The sequence below is a fragment of the Aeromonas sp. S12(2024) genome (assembly GCF_041402305.1).
Taxonomy (GTDB): Bacteria; Pseudomonadota; Gammaproteobacteria; order Enterobacterales; family Aeromonadaceae; genus Aeromonas; species Aeromonas veronii.
Genome location: NZ_JBGLRB010000009.1, coordinates 75,552 through 94,547, shown reverse-complemented (window position 1 = coordinate 94,547; position 18,996 = coordinate 75,552). Strand labels below are relative to the sequence as shown.

14 protein-coding genes are annotated in these 18,996 nt (G+C 62.5%); 10 read left to right on the top strand and 4 right to left on the bottom strand.

Annotated elements, in window-relative coordinates:
- The first annotated feature begins 128 nt into the window (after window positions 1–128).
- The 5 genes from ACB035_RS10690 to ACB035_RS10670 all read left to right on the top strand — a co-directional run bounded on the left by ACB035_RS10690 (window position 129) and on the right by ACB035_RS10670 (window position 6,873).
- Window positions 129–1,592, top strand: coding sequence for an NAD-dependent succinate-semialdehyde dehydrogenase (locus ACB035_RS10690; RefSeq protein ID WP_371167252.1), 1,464 nt, complete (start codon window positions 129–131; stop codon window positions 1,590–1,592).
- 124 nt (window positions 1,593–1,716) lie between these two features.
- The gene (gene gabT, locus ACB035_RS10685) at window positions 1,717–3,006 is read left to right on the top strand and encodes a 4-aminobutyrate--2-oxoglutarate transaminase (RefSeq protein ID WP_371167251.1); all 1,290 of its coding nucleotides are present in this window, start codon (window positions 1,717–1,719) and stop codon (window positions 3,004–3,006) included.
- Window positions 3,007–3,372: 366 nt separating this feature from the next.
- The gene (locus ACB035_RS10680; protein ID WP_201909390.1) at window positions 3,373–4,722 is read left to right on the top strand and encodes an APC family permease; all 1,350 of its coding nucleotides are present in this window, start codon (window positions 3,373–3,375) and stop codon (window positions 4,720–4,722) included.
- Window positions 4,723–5,260: 538 nt separating this feature from the next.
- Complete coding sequence (locus ACB035_RS10675; protein WP_021230505.1) at window positions 5,261–5,527, top strand: hypothetical protein; 267 nt, start codon at window positions 5,261–5,263, stop codon at window positions 5,525–5,527.
- Entirely contained in the window at window positions 5,527–6,873 is a 1,347-nt protein-coding gene (locus tag ACB035_RS10670) for an APC family permease (protein ID WP_021230506.1), read from the top strand. The genes ACB035_RS10675 and ACB035_RS10670 overlap by 1 nt, the downstream gene beginning before the upstream one ends.
- 94 nt (window positions 6,874–6,967) lie before the next feature.
- On the opposite strand, the gene ACB035_RS10665 is transcribed toward ACB035_RS10670, so the two are convergent.
- Window positions 6,968–7,342, bottom strand: coding sequence for a hypothetical protein (locus ACB035_RS10665; RefSeq protein ID WP_005359057.1), 375 nt, complete (start codon window positions 7,340–7,342; stop codon window positions 6,968–6,970).
- Window positions 7,343–7,591: 249 nt separating this feature from the next.
- Here ACB035_RS10665 and ACB035_RS10660 point away from each other — a divergent pair, with 249 nt between their 5' ends.
- Both ACB035_RS10660 and ACB035_RS10655 read left to right on the top strand, forming a co-directional pair.
- Window positions 7,592–8,740, top strand: coding sequence for a sodium:phosphate symporter (locus tag ACB035_RS10660; RefSeq protein WP_005359054.1), 1,149 nt, complete (start codon window positions 7,592–7,594; stop codon window positions 8,738–8,740).
- A 174-nt stretch (window positions 8,741–8,914) separates the two neighbouring features.
- The gene (locus tag ACB035_RS10655; RefSeq protein ID WP_005347462.1) at window positions 8,915–9,385 is read left to right on the top strand and encodes an FKBP-type peptidyl-prolyl cis-trans isomerase; all 471 of its coding nucleotides are present in this window, start codon (window positions 8,915–8,917) and stop codon (window positions 9,383–9,385) included.
- A 65-nt stretch (window positions 9,386–9,450) separates the two neighbouring features.
- On the opposite strand, the gene ggt is transcribed toward ACB035_RS10655, so the two are convergent.
- Both ggt and rdgC read right to left on the bottom strand, forming a co-directional pair.
- Window positions 9,451–11,232, bottom strand: coding sequence for a gamma-glutamyltransferase (gene ggt / locus ACB035_RS10650; protein ID WP_371167250.1), 1,782 nt, complete (start codon window positions 11,230–11,232; stop codon window positions 9,451–9,453).
- A 191-nt stretch (window positions 11,233–11,423) separates the two neighbouring features.
- Window positions 11,424–12,335: a recombination-associated protein RdgC gene (gene rdgC / locus ACB035_RS10645; protein WP_371167249.1), complete on the bottom strand. Its 912-nt coding sequence runs from the start codon at window positions 12,333–12,335 to the stop codon at window positions 11,424–11,426.
- A 177-nt stretch (window positions 12,336–12,512) separates the two neighbouring features.
- Here rdgC and ACB035_RS10640 point away from each other — a divergent pair, with 177 nt between their 5' ends.
- From ACB035_RS10640 to ACB035_RS10630, 3 genes are all read left to right on the top strand, one after another.
- Complete coding sequence (locus tag ACB035_RS10640; protein ID WP_005338252.1) at window positions 12,513–12,941, top strand: GNAT family N-acetyltransferase; 429 nt, start codon at window positions 12,513–12,515, stop codon at window positions 12,939–12,941.
- 103 nt (window positions 12,942–13,044) lie between these two features.
- Window positions 13,045–14,271 carry an exonuclease SbcCD subunit D C-terminal domain-containing protein gene (locus ACB035_RS10635; RefSeq protein ID WP_371167248.1) on the top strand — a complete coding sequence of 409 codons (1,227 nt, stop codon included), beginning with the start codon at window positions 13,045–13,047 and terminating at the stop codon, window positions 14,269–14,271.
- Entirely contained in the window at window positions 14,268–18,020 is a 3,753-nt protein-coding gene (locus ACB035_RS10630; protein ID WP_371167247.1) for an AAA family ATPase, read from the top strand. Before ACB035_RS10635 ends, ACB035_RS10630 begins: the two co-directional genes overlap by 4 nt.
- Before the next feature lie 93 nt (window positions 18,021–18,113).
- Here the strand turns inward: ACB035_RS10630 and ACB035_RS10625 are convergent, their stop codons facing one another.
- Window positions 18,114–18,878, bottom strand: coding sequence for a class III extradiol ring-cleavage dioxygenase (locus ACB035_RS10625; RefSeq protein ID WP_371167246.1), 765 nt, complete (start codon window positions 18,876–18,878; stop codon window positions 18,114–18,116).
- Window positions 18,879–18,996 lie beyond the last annotated feature (118 nt).

Sequence of the window (18,996 nt, the reverse complement as noted above, 5' to 3'; positions counted from 1 at the left end):
TTAACACTTGAAAAACATTTCAGCTCAAATTATGGTCTTCCTGTGCTTATTATTTTATACGGCAGCGGCGCAGGAAGGGTCGGCTCACTCCGGCAACCAGCTGCTCTGACCCACACTCGAGGCTTCTCATGTCAGGAACAACATCCCACTCCAGCTTGATCACATCCCGCGCCTATATAGATGGACAGTGGTGCGAGGCCGCCAGCGGCCGCACCTTCGAGGTCACCAACCCCGCCAGCGGTGCCGTCATTACCCAGGTACCCGACATGGATGCCGAGGATACCCGCCGCGCCATCGCGGCCGCCCACGCGGCGCAACCCGCCTGGGCAGCGCTGACCGCCAAGGAGCGCAGCAACAAGCTCTACGCCTGGTTTGCCGCCATCACAGCCCACAGCGACGAGCTGGCTCGCATCATGACCTGCGAGCAGGGCAAGCCACTGGCGGAAGCAAAGGGCGAGGTGGCCTATGGCGCCAGCTTTATCCAGTGGTTCGCTGAAGAGGGCAAGCGCGCTTATGGCCGCACCATCCCGGGTTTTAGCGGCGATCGCCGGTTGGCCACCATCAAGCAGCCGGTCGGGGTCGTCGCCGCCATCACTCCGTGGAACTTCCCCATTGCCATGATCACCCGCAAAGCGGGCCCGGCGCTGGCCGCCGGTTGCACTATCGTCATCAAGCCTGCCGCCGAGACCCCGCTCTGCGCGCTGGCACTGGCGCTGCTTGCCGAGCAGGCGGGGATCCCCGCCGGTGTCATCAATATCGTCACCAGCCATCAGGCGAGCGCGGTGGGCAACGAGCTGTGCAGCAATCCGGTGGTGCGCAAGCTCTCCTTCACCGGCTCTACCCGCATCGGCAAGCTGCTGATGCGCCAGTGCGCCGACACCATGAAGCGCCTCTCGCTGGAGCTGGGTGGCAACGCCCCCTTTATCGTCTTTGACGACGCCGACCTCGACGCCGCCGTGGCCGGGGCGCTCGCCTCCAAATACCGCAACGCCGGGCAGACCTGTGTCTGCGCCAACCGGATTCTGGTGCAGGCCAGTGTCTATGACGCCTTCGCCGAGAAGCTGACTGCTGCCGTCAGCGCCTTCAAGGTGGGGGATGGCATGGCGGAGGGCACCCAGATTGGCCCGCTTATCAACCCGGCTGCCGCCAGCAAGGTAGCCGAGTTGGTGCAGCAATCGGTCGCCGCCGGTGCCGAAGTGCTGCTGGGGGGCGAAGCTCACCCCGCTGGTCCCCTCTTCTACCGCCCCACCATTTTGGGCAAGGTGGATAAAACCAACCCCATCCTGCAGGAGGAGATCTTCGGCCCGGTCGCCCCGCTGGTGCGCTTCGAGACGGAAGCCGAGGCCATCGCCATTGCCAACGACACCCCTTATGGCCTGGCCGCCTACTTCTATGGCCGCGATATCGCCCGGGTGTGGCGCGTCGCCGAGCAGCTGGAATACGGCATGGTCGGCATCAACGAGGGGATTATCTCCACTGAGCTGGCCCCCTTTGGCGGCATCAAGGAGTCGGGTCTGGGCCGGGAAGGGGCCGCCGAGGGGCTGGAGGAGTATCTCGAGACCAAATACCTCTGCTTTGGCGCCATTCGCTAGGGCAGCAACAGAGAGACAAGGCGCCGCCGATCTGGCCCGATGGGCTGATCGGCGGTGATGGGCGCCAAAACGCCTGCCACATTTTCAGGGAATATCGGGGGCTGCGGCCCCTCAGGGAGGAAAGATGAGTCAGCCAGAATCAAACAAGGCGTGGCAAGCGCGCCGCGAAGCGGCCGTGGTCAACGGCGTTGGCACCCTGCTGCCGGTCTTTATCGACCGGGCGCAAAATGCCGAGTTGTGGGATGTGGAGGGCAACCGCTACATCGACTTTGCCTCCGGTATCGCCGTGCTCAATACCGGCCACAACCACCCGAAAGTGGTGGCGGCGGTGCGCGAGCAGCTGGAAAAATTCAGCCACACCTGCTTTCAGGTCACCCCCTACCCGGGCTATATCGAGCTTGCCGAGAAGCTCAACGCCCTGGTGCCCGGCCCGACCCCGAAGCGCACCCTGTTTCTCTCCACCGGCGCCGAGGCGGTCGAGAACGCCATCAAGATTGCCCGTGCCCACACCGGTCGCAGCGGCACCATCGCTTTCAAGGGGGGCTTTCACGGCCGCACCATGATGGGGATGGCGCTCACCGGCAAGGTAGTCCCCTACAAGACCGGCTTTGGCCCCTTCCCGGGGGAGGTCTACCACATCCCCTTCCCCGCCGATTATCTCGGGGTGAGTGAAGAGGATGCCCTGCACGCCCTCGAGCTCTGTTTCAGTGCCGATATCGAGCCGAGCAGGGTTGCCGCCATCATTATCGAGCCGGTACAGGGCGAAGGGGGCTTCTACCCCGCCTCCCCGAGCTTTATGCAGAAGCTGCGCAGCGTCTGCGACCAGCACGGCATTCTGCTCATCTGCGACGAGATCCAGAGCGGCTTCTGTCGCACCGGCAAGACCTTCGCCACCGAGTATGCCGGCATCGAGCCAGACATCATGACCCTGGCCAAGAGTCTGGCGGGGGGCTTCCCCCTGTCAGCCGTGGTGGGCAAGGCGGAGATCATGAACTCGGCCAAGCCGGGGGGCCTGGGTGGTACCTATGCCGGTTCCCCCATCGCCTGCGCCGCCGCGCTGGCGGTATTGCAGGTGATCGACGAGGAGAAACTCAACCAGAAAGCGCTGGATCAGGGGGAGCAGATCAAGGCGGGGCTGGAACGCATAGCCGAGCGTTTTGACTGCATAGGTCAAATTCGCGGCCCCGGTGCCATGGTGGCCATGGAGCTGGTGAAACGCCGTGATGCCAGCCAACCCGATCCCGACCTCACCAAGCGACTGGTGGCCGAGGCGGGCAAACGGGGTCTGGTCCTGCTCTCATGCGGGGTGCGCGCAAATGTCATCCGTTTTCTCGCCCCCCTGACAGCCCCTGCGGCAGTGATTGACGAGGGGTTGCAACTCCTTGAAAAATCACTGGAGGCCGTGCTGGCCTGACCAGCAGGAAAGTGACCACTTACCTGTGCAAATAAATGCAATTTTGCCCCCTTTTTTTCTTGTCAAGGGGGCCCTGCAAATGCACAATGCGCCGCCACTGAAAGAACCGATGTAAAACAATGGCATCGGTTCTTTTTTAGACAGTGAACACACCCATAAACGAGGCCGGATCACCCCCGGAAAAGATAGCGAGATTGGCAGCAGTCTCCCGACACCAAGTCTAGTGAGGAACAACATGGGGCATCTCAATGCTTTCCAACCGGCCATGGCCGGTGTGCGCCGCCCTGGCGCCCTTGATTCCCGGGCCTCTCTCCCGGTTTCGTTGATGGACCGTGCCACTCTGGCACTGCATGAGGAACATGCATAATGGCGGCCCAGCAGGTTGGTCTGAAAAAGACCCTCAAACTGTGGCAGGTCGTGGTTATGGGACTGGCGTACCTCACCCCCATGGCGGTGTTCGACACCTTCGGCATCGTTACCGAGATCACCGAAGGCCATGTGCCGACCGCCTACCTGTTTGCCCTCATCGGCATGCTGTTCACTGCCCTGAGCTACGGCCATCTGGTGCGCAAGTTCCCGTCAGCCGGCTCCGCCTATACCTATGCCCAGAAGGTGTTTCATCCCTATGTCGGCTTTATGGTGGGCTGGACCTCCCTGCTCGACTACATGTTCATGCCGATGATCAACATGCTGCTGGCCAAGATCTATCTGGAAGCCCTCTTCCCGAACGTAGAGCCCTGGACCTATATCTTCGGTCTGGCGGCGGTGATGACCGCCCTCAACCTGCGCGGCATCAAGCTGGTGGCCAACTTCAACAGCCTGATCGTGGTGATGCAGTTCAGCATCATCGCCATCTTCATCGGCCTGATCGCCTGGGGCGTTCACAACGGTGAAGGGTTGGGGACCGTGGCCAGCAGCCGTCCCTTCTTCTCCGAGCAGATCCAGGTGTCGCCGCTGCTGATGGGGGCCTCCATCCTCTGTCTGTCGTTCCTCGGTTTTGACGCCATCAGTACCCTGTCGGAAGAGACCCCGGACGCGGATCGGGTGATCCCCCGCGCCATCGTGCTGACGGCGCTGATCGGCGGTGTGCTGTTCGTTACTACCTCCTACTTCCTGCAGCTCTACTTCCCGGACATCTCCCGCTTCCAGCATCCGGATGCGGTATTGCCGGAGATCGCCCTCTATGTCGGCGGCAAGCTGTTCCAGGCGGTGGTACTGGTCTGCACCACAGTAGCGGTGCTGGCCTCGGGGCTCGCCTCCCACGCCGGTGTATCGCGCCTGCTCTACGTGATGGGTCGTGATCGCGCTCTGCCCGCCCGCTTCTTCGGCTACATCCATCCGAAGTGGCAAACCCCGGCGTTCAACGTGCTGCTGGTCGGCCTGCTGGCCCTCTCTGCGGTGTCGCTGGATCTGGAGATGGCGCTGGCACTGATCAACTTTGGCGCCCTGGTGGCCTTCACCTTCGTCAATCTGGCGGTGATTGCCCACTTCTATGTGAAGCTGGGCCGCAACAAGAGTCTCAAGGATCACCTGATGTATCTGCTGCTGCCGCTCTGTGGCGCCGCCTGCATCGGGGTGCTGTGGCTCAACCTCGAGCCCTCTTCCTTCGAGCTGGGGCTGATCTGGGCGGCGCTAGGGGCCATCTACCTGTTCCTGCGCCTCACCGTGTTCCGCATACCGCTGCATACCGCCGACAAGGTGGAGATTGCCCAGTAACCGCTGGCGCCCCTCCCCCCGATAGCGAACAAGGAGCCTGCGGGCTCCTTGTTGTTTTTGCGGTGCTCTGGTGGCCAACAGCACGGGTTGCCAGAAATGCGGTTTCTGCAGGAAGTGTGACTGATTTCAAATAACTACCCAGCCGGACTGCTCGCCGGGCCATGGCCCGAGCCGCGTTGCCTTCTATCCTCAGTCATTAATGTGAATGGATATGCAGCCACTCTTTATCCACTTCAACCCCTCCCATCCCCCGCCAGCCGATAAGTTCGCTGGACTCGAGCCCGGGGGGACGCCGCCAAATATGATCAGGATCAATGTTGAGGCGCTATGCACCCTGCAGCCCCGATTTGCCGATTTTTCATACGCCACGACAGGGTTCTCTTCCCCCCCGAAAAAGGGGGAGCGGCTCGGGGAAAGCTGCAGGGGGCGAGTGACCACTTACCTGCCCCGTACGTATGCAAAAAAATGCGTTAATCCGCCCTTTTTTGCTTGTCAAGGGGGCTGACCGAATGCACAATACGCCGCCAATAAAGGACCGATGTTCACTGCGACATCGGTTTTTGTATTTTTGAAGTGCAGTACAAACCCACCACAAGAGGCCGGAACGTTTCCGGAAGTGATATTCGAGATTGCCAAACAATCTCCCGACGTTGAGAGGATAACAATGGGGCGTTTTAATGCTTTCCTGCCGGTACAGCCCGGTATGCGCCTCCCCGGCGCCCTTGATGTACAGGCTTGCGAATCCATCGTATCCCTGCGCTCGTTGCAAGCACGTGCTGCGGCACTGATTGAGGAGAAAGCGTAATGGCATCGCAAAACGCCAAGCTGCTCAAGACCCTTACCCTGACACAAGTGATTGTGATGGGTCTGGCCTATCTGACCCCCATGGCTGTCTTCGACACCTTCGCCATCGTCGGTGACATCACCGACGGCCGGGTCGCCACCGCCTATCTGCTGGCTCTGGGTGGCATCCTGCTCACCGCTTTCAGCTACGGACATCTGGTACGCAAGTTCCCCTCTGCGGGCTCTGCCTATACCTATGCCCAGAAGGTGTTCAACCCCTACGTCGGTTTCATGGTCGGCTGGTCATCCCTGCTCGACTACATGTTCATGCCGATGATCAACATTCTGCTGGCCAAGATCTACCTGACCGCCATGTTCCCGGGCGTCGAGCCCTGGGTGTTCATCTTCGGTCTGGTGACCGTGATGACCTTCCTGAACCTGCGCGGCATCAATCTGGTGGCCAACTTCAACGGTCTGATCGTGGTGATCCAGCTGGCCATCATCACCCTCTTTATCGGCCTGATGGCGTGGGGCATCTACCACGGTGAAGGGGCTGGCACCCTGATGAGCAGCCGTCCGTTCCACTTCGAGTCAGCACAGCTGGTACCGCTCTTTACCGGTGCGACCATCCTCTGCTTCTCGTTCCTGGGCTTTGACGGTCTGAGCTCCCTCTCCGAAGAGACGCCGAACGCTGGCAAGGTGATCCCCAAGGCGATCGTGCTGACTGCCCTTATCGGCGGCATCATCTTCGTGGTGGTCTCCTACTGCCTGCAGCTCTACTTCCCGAGCCTTGCCCGCTTCCAGCATCCGGACGCGGTACTGCCGGAGATCGCCCTCTACGTTGGCGGCACCTTCTTCCAGTCCGTGGTGCTGGTCTGCACCACGGTCGCGGTACTGGCCTCCGGCATGGCGGCTCACGCCGGTGTGTCGCGCATCCTCTACGTGATGGGGCGTGACCGCATGATCCCGGAGCGGGTGTTTGGCTACATCCACCCGAAATACCGCACTCCGGCCATCAACGTGCTGATGGTGGGCGGTCTGGCCCTCTCCGCCGTGTCGTTTGATCTGGATACCGCACTGGCGCTGGTCAACTTCGGCGCACTGGTGGCCTTCAGCTTCGTCAACCTGTCGGTGATCGGTCAGTTCTGGGTGCGCGAGAAGCGCAACAAGACCCTCAAGGATCACGTCATCTACCTGTTGATGCCGTTGCTCGGCGCCGCCACCATCGGTGCTCTGTGGATCAACCTGGAGCAGAGCTCGCTGGAGCTGGGCCTGATCTGGGCTGGCCTCGGCGCAACCTATCTGTTCCTGCGTCTGGCGGTGTTCCGCATCCCGTTCCGTCAGTACGAAGAGGCGGCTGACGCCTGATCCTTTGCGGATAACGGATAGACAGAAGGGGAGCCATGGCTCCCCTTCTTGCTGCCGGTCTCTTGCCGGTCACACGGGCTTGGGCCCGCTCGGCTTACTGCTTGTCCAGTACGGCGGTCGCCGCAGCCTTGAGCGGATCGCGAGCGATGGTCTTGGCATCCTGCTCCGCCTTGTGCAACTGCTGGTTTGCCTTGTCCATCTTCTGCTGCATACCGTTGCCGCTTTCCTTGAGGTCGGCACGCTTCTCGCCCAGCAGGTCGTTGCGGCCTTTTTGCACCTCAGCTTTCACCTTCTCTTTCTCCTGCTTCACCAGCTTGCTGGTATCACAGTTGCCCTTGACTCCCAGAGTAGCATTCACCGCTTCGTTTTTGAGGGCCTTGTCGAGATTGCAGTCGGTTTTCAACAGGCTGGCCTGTGCCCCTGCCGAGAGCAGCCCCAGCGACAGAGAGAGGATCCATGCACGCATCATCTTGTTTACTCCTGCTTGCCAATAAAGGGGCGCAGTGTAGCGATCACATTCCGGCTGACAAGGCGGCAGTGCATTCGTCCCCCCTTTTGCCACCCCAGAGCCAACCGGCTCGGTCAGCGCCTGTCGCCGCAGTTCGTCGTCATAAAAACATCATCGAAATGTCACGTTGTCATATTTCTGTCATTAACCATTGATTAAATGCGCGGGTCATCAACAACCCAAGACGGAACGACCGTCTCAAGAGGCTTTATGCAACACCATCACTCCTTGTCACAGCCGCCCGCGACCCGCGCCCTGTTCAACTGGATGAGTGTCATCGTACTGGTCTACCTGATCCTGGTTGCCGTGGGCGCCATCTCCCACGGCTTCAAAGATTTCTCCGGCGGCGCCGAGGGCGCCGCCCAGATCTTCGCCTTTGCCAACAACCCCTTTGTCGCCCTGCTGCTGGGTATTCTCGCTACCGCGCTGGTGCAATCCTCCAGCACCGTCACCTCGGTGATCGTCGGTCTGGTGGCTGGGGGCCTGCCCATCAGCATGGCCATCCCCATGGTGATGGGTGCCAACCTCGGCACCACCATCACCAACACCATTGTCTCCATGGGCCATGTGCGGGATCGCGCCGAGTTCCGCCGCGCCTTCGCCGCCGCCACTGTGCACGACTTCTTCAACCTGCTGGCGGTGTTCATCTTCCTGCCGCTGGAGCTGATGTTCGGTCTGCTGCAACACAGCGCCGAGTGGCTGGCCAACCTGCTGGTAGGCTCCGCCAATATGTCGATGAAGGGCATGGATTTCATGAAGCCGCTGACCGCACCAGCCCAGCAGCTGATTGACAGCGCCGTTGCCTTCCTGCCGGGCAAGGGTGCCGCCATCGCCACTATCGTCATCGGTATCCTGCTGATCCTCGCCTGCGTCACGTATCTCGGCAAAGTGCTGCAACAGGTACTGGTTGGCCGTGCCAAAGAGGTGCTGCACAAGGCGCTGGGCCGTGGCCCGCTGACCGGCATCACCTCCGGTGCGCTGGTGACCATCATGGTGCAGTCCTCCTCCACCACCACCAGCCTGATGATCCCGCTGGCCGGCGGCGGTGTGTTCAGCACCCGTCAGCTCTACCCCTTCACCCTGGGAGCCAATATTGGGACCACCATCACCGCCCTGCTGGCTGCCACCGCCATCAGCGGAGCCGGTGCCCAGCTGGCCCTGACCATCGCGCTGGTCCACGTGCTGTTCAACCTCTTTGCCGTGGTCATCATCTATGGCATCCCCTTCCTGCGCGACCTGCCGGTACGCGCCGCCGAGGGGCTGGCCCGGGTAGGCAGCGAGAACAAGCTGCTGGCTCTGGGTTATGTAACGGGTCTCTTCTTCGCCCTGCCCGCCCTGATGATGGTGGCCGCCAAGTAAGCGCCGCCGCCATGACAAGGGGCGAGTCACCGACTCGCCCTTTTTTGCGTCTGCGTCGCCGGGCTTTGCCTGCCCGCTCACATCCTCCCGCCCTGTGGCTCGCCATCAGGGGCGGTGCGCGATAAGATGGCGCCCTCATTGCACTTTTTACATTTCATGGAACAGGAAAAACCGATGAAATTCATACTGATCGCGCTGCTCATCGCCGGTGTGGCCTACTACTTCTACTCCAGCAGCAACAACAAGAAGCTGGCGGCCGACAACGTGCGGATTGGCGCCGAGTTCCTCGCCAGCAACAAGGAGAAGCCGCTGGTGACCACCACCGCCTCCGGCCTGCAGTACGAAGTGCTGACCCCGGGCACCGGCACCGTTCACCCCACCGCCACCAGCAAGGTGAAGGTGCACTACGAGGGCAAACTGCTGGACGGCACCGTCTTTGACAGCTCGGTCGCCCGTGGCGAGCCCATCGAGTTTGGCCTCAATCAGGTGATCGCTGGCTGGACCGAAGGGGTGCAGCTGATGGTGGAAGGTGAGAAGACCCGTTTCTACATCCCTGCCAACCTCGCCTACGGCGACCGCGCCGCTGGCAAAATCCCGCCGGGATCAGTCCTGATCTTTGACGTGGAGCTGCTGGGTATCCAGTAACTCGCTCTGCCATGCACCATCAGCAACAAGGCCAGCATTATGCTGGCCTTGTTGCTATGGGAACCTCACTCCCCCTTGGCGATCCCTTCCCGGCGCGGATCCGCTGCGCCAAACCAGCCGCCAGCGTTGCGCTCAACCCCCTGCAGGCCGGAGGTCTGCTCGTTCAATACCACCTCGTGTCCCCTCGCCTTCAATCCCTCGACCACCGACATGGGGGTGCGTCCCGCTTCCAGCTCGGTGGGGCCGTTGCGGCTGCCGAAGTTGGGCAGGTTGATGGCCTGTTGCAGGTTCAGGCCCCAATCCTGAGTGCCGAGCAGGGTCTTGCCCACGTAGTTGATGATGGCGGAGCCCCCCGGCGAGCCCAGCGTTATGGTCAGCTCGCCGCTTGGCTTGTCAAACACCAGCAGGGGTGACATGGAGGAGCGGGGCCGCTTGCCCGGCTCCACCCGGTTTGCCACCGGCAGACCGGCAGCATCCACCGAGGTGAAGGAGAAATCGGTGAGCTGGTTGTTGAGCAGGTAGCCGTTGACCATCTGACGCGATCCAAAACCATCCTCGATGGAGCTGGTCATGGAGATGGCCATCCCCGCCTTGTCGACGATCGAGACATGGCTGGTGGAAGGGAGTTCCGGGGTCGCATCCTTGCCGCGCGCCAGCGCCAGTGGCGGCGTACCGGGCTTGGCAATCCCCATGGAGTGCTGACCGACAAGTTTGCCGCGTTCGGCCAGATAGCCCTTGTCCAGCAACCCCTTCACCGGCACCCTGACAAAATCGCTGTCGGCGACGTACTGGTTGCGATCGGCGAAGGCCAGACGCGCCGCTTCGCTGTAGAGGTGGATAGCCTCGCTGGAGGCTGCCAGCCCCCCTTCCTTCGTGGTGATCGGCTTGAGGGCTGCCATATCGCGGCTCTCCAGCATGCCGAAGATCTGGCCGAGTGCCAGGGTGCCGGATGAGGGAGTGGGGAAACCGCAGATCTTGCTCTGGCGATAGTCAAAGCAGAGGCCATCACGCACTTTGGCCTGATAGCTGGCCAGATCGGTGGCCGCCAGTACCCCGGGATTGGTGGGATGCTGGCGAACCTTGGCCACCATGGCATCCGCCAGCGGCCCCCGATAGAAGGCATCTGCCCCCTCTGTGGCCAGAGTGCGCAACACCTTGGCCAGCGCCGGGTTGGTCAGCCGGGTGCCCGCCGTTTTGGGGCTGCCATCCGCCTGATAGAAGTAGGCTCGCGCCTGCGGATCCCGTGCCAGATAGGGATCCTTGGCCAGCAATGTGGCCAGCCGTGGACTTATCACAAATCCTTGTTCTGCCAGCGTGATGGCGGGCTCGAACAGCGCAGCCCAGGGTAGCTTGCCATAACGTTGATGGGCCAGTGCCAGAGCGCGCAGGGTGCCGGGCACGCCGACCGAGCGGCCCCCGACCACCCCGTCATAAAACGCCAGCGGCTTGCCATCTTGCATAAACAGCTGGTCGGTGGCGGCAGCCGGCGCCGTCTCGCGGCCATCCACCGCACTCACCTTGCGGCCATCCCACACCAGCAGCAGCGTCCCGCCACCGATCCCGGAGGATTGCGGCTCCACCAGTGTCAACACCAGCTGCACCGCAATGGCGGCATCGACGGCACTGCCACCGGCCTTGATGATTTGGTAACCCGCATCCACCGCCAGCGGGTTGGCGGCAGCCACCATGAAGTCATGGCCCTGCCAGCCCTGTTTGTCGGTCCAGCCACTGGCGGCTTCGGGTGCGATCAGGGTCTGGGCTGGCGGGGTGTAGTGAAAGCCATTGTCACTGGCACAACCGGCCAGCAGGGCAAGGGCGACAGCCAGCCCCAGAGGTTTGCGCAACATGACACTCTCCTTGTCTGTTTTATGACCATGAAGAGGGACTATGTCACGATTGGCGCTGACAGCTCAAGTTATTGAACAAGATCAATGTCTTACTCATCTATCAATAATGGCTATCCGTAACAAACATAAAAAAACCGCCCGAAGGCGGCTTTTACGATGGGATGACAGAGGCCAAACAGGCGCATGTCCGGTTAGATGGACTGCTCTTCGCCACCCAGGGCGGCAAACAGCGCCGGGATAAACTGGGACAGCTCGGCGGTGACCAGCGCGAAGTCGGCATCCAGACGGGCGGCCGGATCTTCGCTGGTGACGTCGTCGTTCTGCTCGCGCAGCTCTTCGCTGAATTTCAGACGCTTGATGGAGAGATCATCCCCCAGCACGAAGCTGACGGTCTCGCCCCAGTTGAGGGCCAGCTTGGTCACCAGCTTGTCATTGGCCAGGTGGTTCTTGATTTCATCCGTCATCAGATCCTGCTGCTTGCAGCGGATGATGCCGCCGTGCTCCATGGCGCTGCGCAGCTCGGCTTCATCTTCCAGAGTGAAGGAGGCGGGCAGGTTGCCCTCGTTCAACCACTCGGTCATGGTGATCTCCGGCGGGTTCTTGAGAGCCACCGGCACCACCGGCAGGGAGCCGATGGATTTGCGCAGCAGTGCCAGCAGATCATCCGCCTTCTTGGCAGAACCTGCATCCACCACCATCAAATTGTCGGCCGGATTGATCCAGGCGAAGGTCTGGCTGGTACGACTGAAGGCACGGGGCAGCAGGGTGTGGAGGATCTCCTCTTTCAGCGCTTCCTTCTCTTTCTTCTTGAGGGCGCGACCCTGTTCGAACTCGATCGCCTCTACCTTCTCGGCCAGCATCTCCTTGACCACGGTACCGGGCAGCATCTTCTCCTCTTTGCGGGCGCAGATGAGGATGTGGCCGGAAGCAGAGTGGGTCAGGGTTGAGCCGAATTTGCCAAGGGGCTTGACCCACCCGAAACGGGAGATGTCCTGACTGCCGCAAGGGGTGAAGGCACAGGCTTCCAGCTGGATTTCCAGCTGATCCACGGTCAGGTCAAAGGGGCGGGTAAAGCGATAAATCTGCAGGTTTTTAAACCACATGGCGTCCTCGGTCTCTAGATTGTCCGGCGGGCATTGTACTAGAGAGGCGCTTTGTGATCAGCCAATCATTCTCGCTAAATAAAGGGCGATCGACCTCACAGGGTCTCATTTATGTCACCTGTTTGTTCATCAAGTTCTCCTAGACTGCGAAAGTAAATTGTTAATAAGGATGAAGGTATGTTGCGGCCCAGTCGCCCGGAAGACATGGAAGAGATCGTCGAAATCTGGTTGCTGGCCTCCCTGCAGGCCCACGATTTCGTCGATGCCTCCTGCTGGTGGCAGGCCCAGGAGGATCTGCGTACCCGCTATCTCGATCGCGCCGCCATCTGGGTGTTCGAGGAGCGCGGCGATCTGCTCGGTTTCATGGCACTGGTGGACAACTATCTCGCCGCCCTGTTCGTGCGCCCCGACCGTCAGGGCCGCGGCGTCGGCCACGCCCTGCTGCAGGAGGCCAAGCGTCAGGGGGCGTCGCTCCACGCTCGGGTCTTTGTCGAGAATGATCAGGCGGTGCGTTTCTATCGCCGCCACGGCTTCGTCATTGAGGCCGAGGAGTCCGATCCCCTCACCGGCCACCCCCAATACCGGATGTGCTGCGAACCAGCCTGAATCGATGCCAGCCCCCTGTTTTACTTGAAAAAAGCATGGGGCATCCTCATCTTGTCTTCATCGGGTGCCACAGGCACCGTCCCTGCAACCGGGCTGCTTTCCAATGAAAATCCTCCATACCGCCGACTGGCATCTTGGCCATCAACTCCATGGTCATGACCGCCGTTTTGAACACGATGCCTTCCTCGACTGGCTGAGCGACACCCTCAAGGCGCGCGAGATCGACGCCCTGTTGGTGGCGGGCGATCTGTTCGATACCGCCAATCCTCCCGCCAGCGCCTGGCAACAACTCTACCGTTTTCTGGCGCGGCTGCGCGCCGAGATGCCCCACCTAAACATGGTGCTGATCGGCGGCAACCACGACTCCCCCTCCAAGCTCGATGCCCCCCACGAGCTGCTGCGCGCCTTTGATCTGCATCTGGTGGGCAGCATCAGCCGCGACAGTGAGGGCAAGCTCGAGACCGACCGCCTGCTGGTACCGCTGCAAGACAAAGAAGGCAAGATTGCTGCCTGGTGCGCTGCCGTGCCGTTCCTACGCAGCAGCGATCTGCGGGTGGAGCAGTTGGCAGAGGGGCAGGACAGGCTGATCGAAGGGGTACGGCAGGTCTACGCCGAGGTACTGGCCGAAGGGCGCGCTCGCTGCGGGGAGGATCTGCCGCTCATCGCCATGGGCCATGCCTATCTGGCGGCGGGCCAGCTTTCCGAGCTGTCGGAGCGGCGGGTGCTTGGTGGCAACCAGCACGCCCTGCCTGCCGAACTCTTTGCCGGTGCCGACTACACAGCGCTCGGCCACCTCCATCTGGCCCAGAGCCCAGCCGAGGGGGTGCACTACAGCGGCTCGCCGCTGCCGCTTTCGCTCGCCGAAGCCAACTACAACCATCAGGTGCTGGAAGTGACCTTTGCGGAGGGTAAACAGGCTGGGCTGGAGCGGATCCCGGTGCCGCGCGCGGTGGAGATGATCCGCCTGCCCCAGAGCACCCTCGACGACGCGCTGAACGCCATCGCATCGCTCGAACTGCCTGATTGTCCACAAGAGGCACAACCTTTCCTCGAAGTGCGGCTGCTGCTGCCCAAGCCCGAAGCCCGCATCCGCGAACGGATTCTGGCCGCCATCGCAGACAAGCCGGTACGCCTGGCCCGCATCAGCACCCAGTATCAGGGCTCGGGAGAAGGACTGGCCGATGGTCGCGAGCGGCGCAGGCTCGATGAGCTCTCCCCCACCGAGGTGTTTCGCCTCTGCTATCAGCGCCAGTTTGAAGGGGAGCCCGAGGCTGGGCTGGTTGCCTCGTTTGAAGAGATCCTGGAGCAGGTGAAGGAGTCAAACCAATGAAAATCTTGTCTCTGTCAGGTGAGAATCTGGCCAGTCTGACCGGCCCCTTCACCATCGACTTTACCAGGGGGGCGCTCGGCGCCGCCGGTCTGTTTGCCATCACCGGCAATACCGGCGCGGGCAAGAGCACATTGCTCGATGCCATTTGTCTGGCCCTCTACGACGAGATGCCGCGCTTTATCGCCAATCGCAAGAACGTGGCCGAAGTGGGCCGCATGGATGACGAGGAGAAACTCAAGGCCAACGACGTGCGCGGCATCCTCAGTCGCGGCCACGCCAGCGGCTTTGCTGAGGTGCAGTTTCGTGGCTGCGATGGTCGCATTTGGCTGGCCCGCTGGGCGGTGCGCCGGGCGCGAAACCGCTCGGAGGGGCGTTTTCAGGCGCAGGAGCGCACCCTGACCGATGTGGAGTCAGGGCAGGTTTTCTCCGGCAGCAAGCGGGAGCTGCAGGATCGCATCGACGAGCTGGTGGGTCTCTCCTGGGAGCAGTTCCGCCGCGCGGTGATCCTGCCGCAGGGGGAGTTTGCCGCCTTCCTCAAATCGGACGCCAACGAGCGCTCCGCCCTGCTCGAACGGATGACCGGCACCGAGCTCTACTCCGCCATCTCCATCCAGACCTATGAACGGGCGCGGGAAGAGCAGCAGAAGCTGGCCACCATAGCCCAGCGCCTCGGCGACGTGGCGCTGATGGATGAAGCGACCCGCGAACAGTGGGTAAACCAGCAGATAAGCCTCTCCACCACCCTCAAACACGAGCAGCAACAGCAGCAGCTGATGCAGGACTTGCGCGACCTCAACAGCCGCATTGCCGCCCAGCTGCAGGGCTGCGCCGAGGGACAGGCGGCGCTCGATGCCGCCCTGCAGGCCCACGGCGCCGCGGCCCCCGAGCGCGATGAGTTTGCCCGTGCCGAACAGGCCCAGGTAGCCCGCGCCGATCACGACGAGCTGGCCCGCCTCACTCTGGAAGTGCAGCAGCAGGAGAAGGTGATCGCCGAGCTGGGGCCGGAGCTGGCCAAGCTCGAGGAGCAGACCCAACAGAGCGCGCTGACCGAGCAGCAGCTGCTGGCGGAGAAGATCGCCGCCGAGCGGGAATGGGGTGCCCTGCAACCCGAACTCAAGCGGGCGCAGGAGCTTGATACCCGCATCCGGGAAAAAGTGCAGCAGTTGCAGAAGATCCAGCAGGAGGGGGCACAGGAGCGAGAAGTGCAACTCACCCTCGAGCAGGGCTGGCGCGAGCAGAGCAGACAGGTGGAACTGCTCAAGCAGCAGCACCAGCAGTGGGGACTTTGGCTCGAAGAGCACAAGGAGCTGGCACCGGTGGCCCGCCAGTGGCAGCCCCTGCTCACCGCCATGCAGGATTGGGCAGAGGATGCCAACAAGCTGCAGCAACTGCTCACCCTGCGGGATCACAAGCTGCGCGCCCTGCAACAGTTGCAGCGCCAGCTGGAGCAAGGCCAGCAGGAGCGCGACTACTGGCAACATGAACAAGCTCGGCTGCAACAGCAACAGAACGAGTTGCAGGAGCAGCAGTGGGAGAGCCGCCTCGCCAAGGCGCAGGAGCAGTGGCAGCAGCAGACTGAACAACTGGGTCAGCTGCGCCAGCTGCTGGAGCTGGCCGATTATGGCCGCAACCACGGCGAGCAGCATGGCCGCTTGCAGCAGGAGATTGCCCAGCTGGAGCAGGCGCTGGGCAAGCTCGCCACCCTTGGCGAAGAGCTGGCCCCCGCCCGCGAGCGGCTCGCCCTGCAGCGGGATGAGGCGCGCCACGCGCTGGAGCAGTCTCGCGCCATCGCCAGCTTCGAGCAGTATCGCCATATCCTGAGCGATGGCGAACCTTGCCCGCTGTGCGGTTCCGGGGAGCACCCCTACAGCCAGAGCCAGCCGCAGGTGGCGGGGATCCTGGGTCAGCTGGCGGAGCGGGTCAGAAGCCTCGAACTCGAATGGGAGCGGCTCAACCATCAGTACATTCAGTGCGAGAGCGAGCGTCAGGAGCTGGCCCGCCAGCTGGCGGTGCGTCAGCAACATCTGCCGGAGCTGGAAACCCGCGCCGAGCAGCTGACCCAGCGCTGGCAACAGCTGGGTGGCGATACCCTGCTCGGCCATCCGCTGCCGCTGCGCCAAAGCCCCATTGAGTGGAACGAGCTGATGAGCACACTGCTTGGCCGTGGCCAGGCGCTGGAGCAGGGGTTGGCCCAGAGCCAGCAGCAGCTGCGTCAGGCCCAGCTTGGCCAACAACAGCTGCAAGGGGTGCGTCAACAACTGAGCCAACTGGCTGCCCAGCACCAGCAGTTTGACCAGCAGTGGCAAGAGGCCGACCGCCAGCGCATCGCACTGGAAGGGGAAGTGAAGGGGATGGGCGAGCAGGAGGCGACCCTGCGCCAGCGCCTCGAACAGGGTGCCCACCGCCTCGACGAGCAGATGGGCGGCCAACCGTGGCGCCAGTGGCTCGGCAGCCAGCAGTGGCACGAGTGGCAGCGAGCCTGCGAAGCCTGGCTGCACGGCCAGAGCGAGTGGGAGCGGCTGGCCAGCGAGATCGCCAGCCTCACCCCGGCCCTGAGCGCACAGGAGGCGCGCCTGCAGACCCAGCGCGAGCTGCTGCACAAACTGGAGCGGGACTACAAGGAGCACGAACAGCAGCGGCAGGGGCTGCTCACCAGCCGCAGCGGTTGTCTCGGTGGCGAGGAGATCCCGCTGGTCGAGAATCGCTGGCAACAGCGACTGCAACAACTCGCCAGCGAACTGGAGCTGATGCAGAGCGGTGCCCGAGTTTTGCGCGAGCGGCAGACCGAGCTCAAGACCCGCCTCACCCATGTGGAGCAGGAAAAGCAGACCAGCAGTCGCCGCAAGCGGGAGGTGCTGGGGCGCTGGGCTGCCCACGCCAGTACTCTCGGCATCGCCGAATACGACCTGCGCCGTCTGCTCGCCATCAGCCCCGATGAACTCAAGGCTCGCCGCACCGCCCTGCAAGGATTGGAAGATGCCCTTGGTGAGGCGCGTACCCGCCTCGCCGAGCGGCAACGGGCACTGGCACTGGAGGAGAGCAAGCGGGATCGCTATCGCGAGCACCACCCCGAGCTGGCCGCCCTGCCGGATGCAGAGCTGAGCGACCAACTGGCGGCACTCGATGCCCGTTGTCGCGCCCTTGAAGAGCAGCTGTTCGAGTGCAAGAGCAAGCTGGCACAGGCCGAAGCCGCAGCGCTCAAGGCGGGCAGCCTGCAACAGGAGCTGTCCGCCCAGCAGGCGGTGGCCGACCACTGGCAGCAGCTGTGCGATCTGATCGGGCAGGCCAACGGCGCCAAGTTCCGCACCTTCGCCCAGAGCCTCACCCTTGAGCGCCTGTTGCTGGAGGCCAACGCCCAGCTCGCCGAACTATCACCGCGCTACCGGCTGGAGCGAGTACCCGGCACCGATCTGGCGCTGCAAGTGGTGGATCTCGACATGGGGGACGAGGTGCGCTCGGTGGACTCCCTCTCCGGTGGCGAGAGTTTTCTGGTGTCGCTGGCGCTGGCGCTGGCCCTCTCCAGCCTCTCGTCACGGCAGACCCAGGTCGAGTCGCTCTTTATCGACGAGGGGTTTGGCACCCTCGATCCGGACAGTCTGGATCTGGCGCTCGCCAGCCTCGACTCCCTCCAAGCCGCCGGTCGCCAGATCGGGGTCATCTCCCACGTCCAGACGCTGGTGGAGCGGATTGGCGTGCAGATCAGGGTCGAAGCCCTCGGCGGCGGCGAGAGCCGGGTAGTGGTCCCCTGAGTAGCATCAGCTCAATCACCAGTACCATCGGCTAAATCACTACGCCGGAAATAACAAGACCCCGCCAATTGGCGGGGTCTTGTTGAGAGGCTATCAGCCGAAGCGGTAGGCGCCCATATAGAGGCTGCCACCATCCCAGCTTTCGTGCAGCCGGGTGGGCGCCACACCATCGGCCGCCCCCAACGCCACAAAGAGCGGGCGCAGGTGGTCATCGTGGGGATGGGACTCCACTGCTCCGGGGGCCTGCCGGCGATAGTCGAGCAGCGCCAGACGATCCTCATCGGCCATCTTCTGCTCCAGCCAGTCGACAAACTGGCTGGCCCACTCCGGCACTGGCGAGCCTTCCGGTGCCAGCGCCCGCAGGTTGTGGGTGATGGCGCCAGAGGCGAGGATGCCAATCCCCTGACTGCGCAGCGCCCCCAATACCTCTCCCAACTGCCACAATTGGGCCGGGGTGAAGCTCGCGGGAATGGAGATCTGCACCAGCGGGATCTCGCTGTTTGGGTCGATCAGGGAGAGCGGCGACCAGACCCCGTGATCCAGCTCGCGCCGCACCGGGGTGGCGGTCAGTCCGGCCAGTGCCAGCTGGTCGCTCACCCCTTGTTGCAGCAACTCGGGGCTGCTGGCAGACCAGCGCATCCGGTAGAGGGGCTCGGGAAAGCCGTAAAAGTCGTACATCAAGGCCGGTTTGGGCTCGACGTTGATCTGCAACTCGCGGCTGAACCAGTGGGCGGAGATGACCACCAGCCCCTTGAGCTCACCCAGACGCAGGGTTCGCAGAAAGCGGGTGGCGGGTTGCTCACGCAGCACCAGATCCGGTGCGCCGTGAGAGATAAACCAAACGGGGGCGAGGGACATAAAGCGGACTCCAACAAAGTATCTGGGGCGATACCGGAGGGGATATCGCTGTTGGAATTGATTATCCCCCCGCCATGAAAGGTGGACAATCCAGCAAGATAGATAAGAACTATCAACT

What these genes read in the sequence shown, in the direction of transcription:
- ACB035_RS10690 (WP_371167252.1), top strand. Translation starts at nt 129, where the DNA reads ATGTCAGGAACAACATCCCACTCCAGCTTGATCACATCCCGCGCCTAT.
- gabT (WP_371167251.1), top strand. Translation starts at nt 1,717, where the DNA reads ATGAGTCAGCCAGAATCAAACAAGGCGTGGCAAGCGCGCCGCGAAGCG.
- ACB035_RS10680 (WP_201909390.1), top strand. Translation starts at nt 3,373, where the DNA reads ATGGCGGCCCAGCAGGTTGGTCTGAAAAAGACCCTCAAACTGTGGCAG.
- ACB035_RS10675 (WP_021230505.1), top strand. Translation starts at nt 5,261, where the DNA reads ATGTTCACTGCGACATCGGTTTTTGTATTTTTGAAGTGCAGTACAAAC.
- ACB035_RS10670 (WP_021230506.1), top strand. Translation starts at nt 5,527, where the DNA reads ATGGCATCGCAAAACGCCAAGCTGCTCAAGACCCTTACCCTGACACAA.
- ACB035_RS10665 (WP_005359057.1), bottom strand. Translation starts at nt 7,342, where the DNA reads ATGATGCGTGCATGGATCCTCTCTCTGTCGCTGGGGCTGCTCTCGGCA.
- ACB035_RS10660 (WP_005359054.1), top strand. Translation starts at nt 7,592, where the DNA reads ATGCAACACCATCACTCCTTGTCACAGCCGCCCGCGACCCGCGCCCTG.
- ACB035_RS10655 (WP_005347462.1), top strand. Translation starts at nt 8,915, where the DNA reads ATGAAATTCATACTGATCGCGCTGCTCATCGCCGGTGTGGCCTACTAC.
- ggt (WP_371167250.1), bottom strand. Translation starts at nt 11,232, where the DNA reads ATGTTGCGCAAACCTCTGGGGCTGGCTGTCGCCCTTGCCCTGCTGGCC.
- rdgC (WP_371167249.1), bottom strand. Translation starts at nt 12,335, where the DNA reads ATGTGGTTTAAAAACCTGCAGATTTATCGCTTTACCCGCCCCTTTGAC.
- ACB035_RS10640 (WP_005338252.1), top strand. Translation starts at nt 12,513, where the DNA reads ATGTTGCGGCCCAGTCGCCCGGAAGACATGGAAGAGATCGTCGAAATC.
- ACB035_RS10635 (WP_371167248.1), top strand. Translation starts at nt 13,045, where the DNA reads ATGAAAATCCTCCATACCGCCGACTGGCATCTTGGCCATCAACTCCAT.
- ACB035_RS10630 (WP_371167247.1), top strand. Translation starts at nt 14,268, where the DNA reads ATGAAAATCTTGTCTCTGTCAGGTGAGAATCTGGCCAGTCTGACCGGC.
- ACB035_RS10625 (WP_371167246.1), bottom strand. Translation starts at nt 18,878, where the DNA reads ATGTCCCTCGCCCCCGTTTGGTTTATCTCTCACGGCGCACCGGATCTG.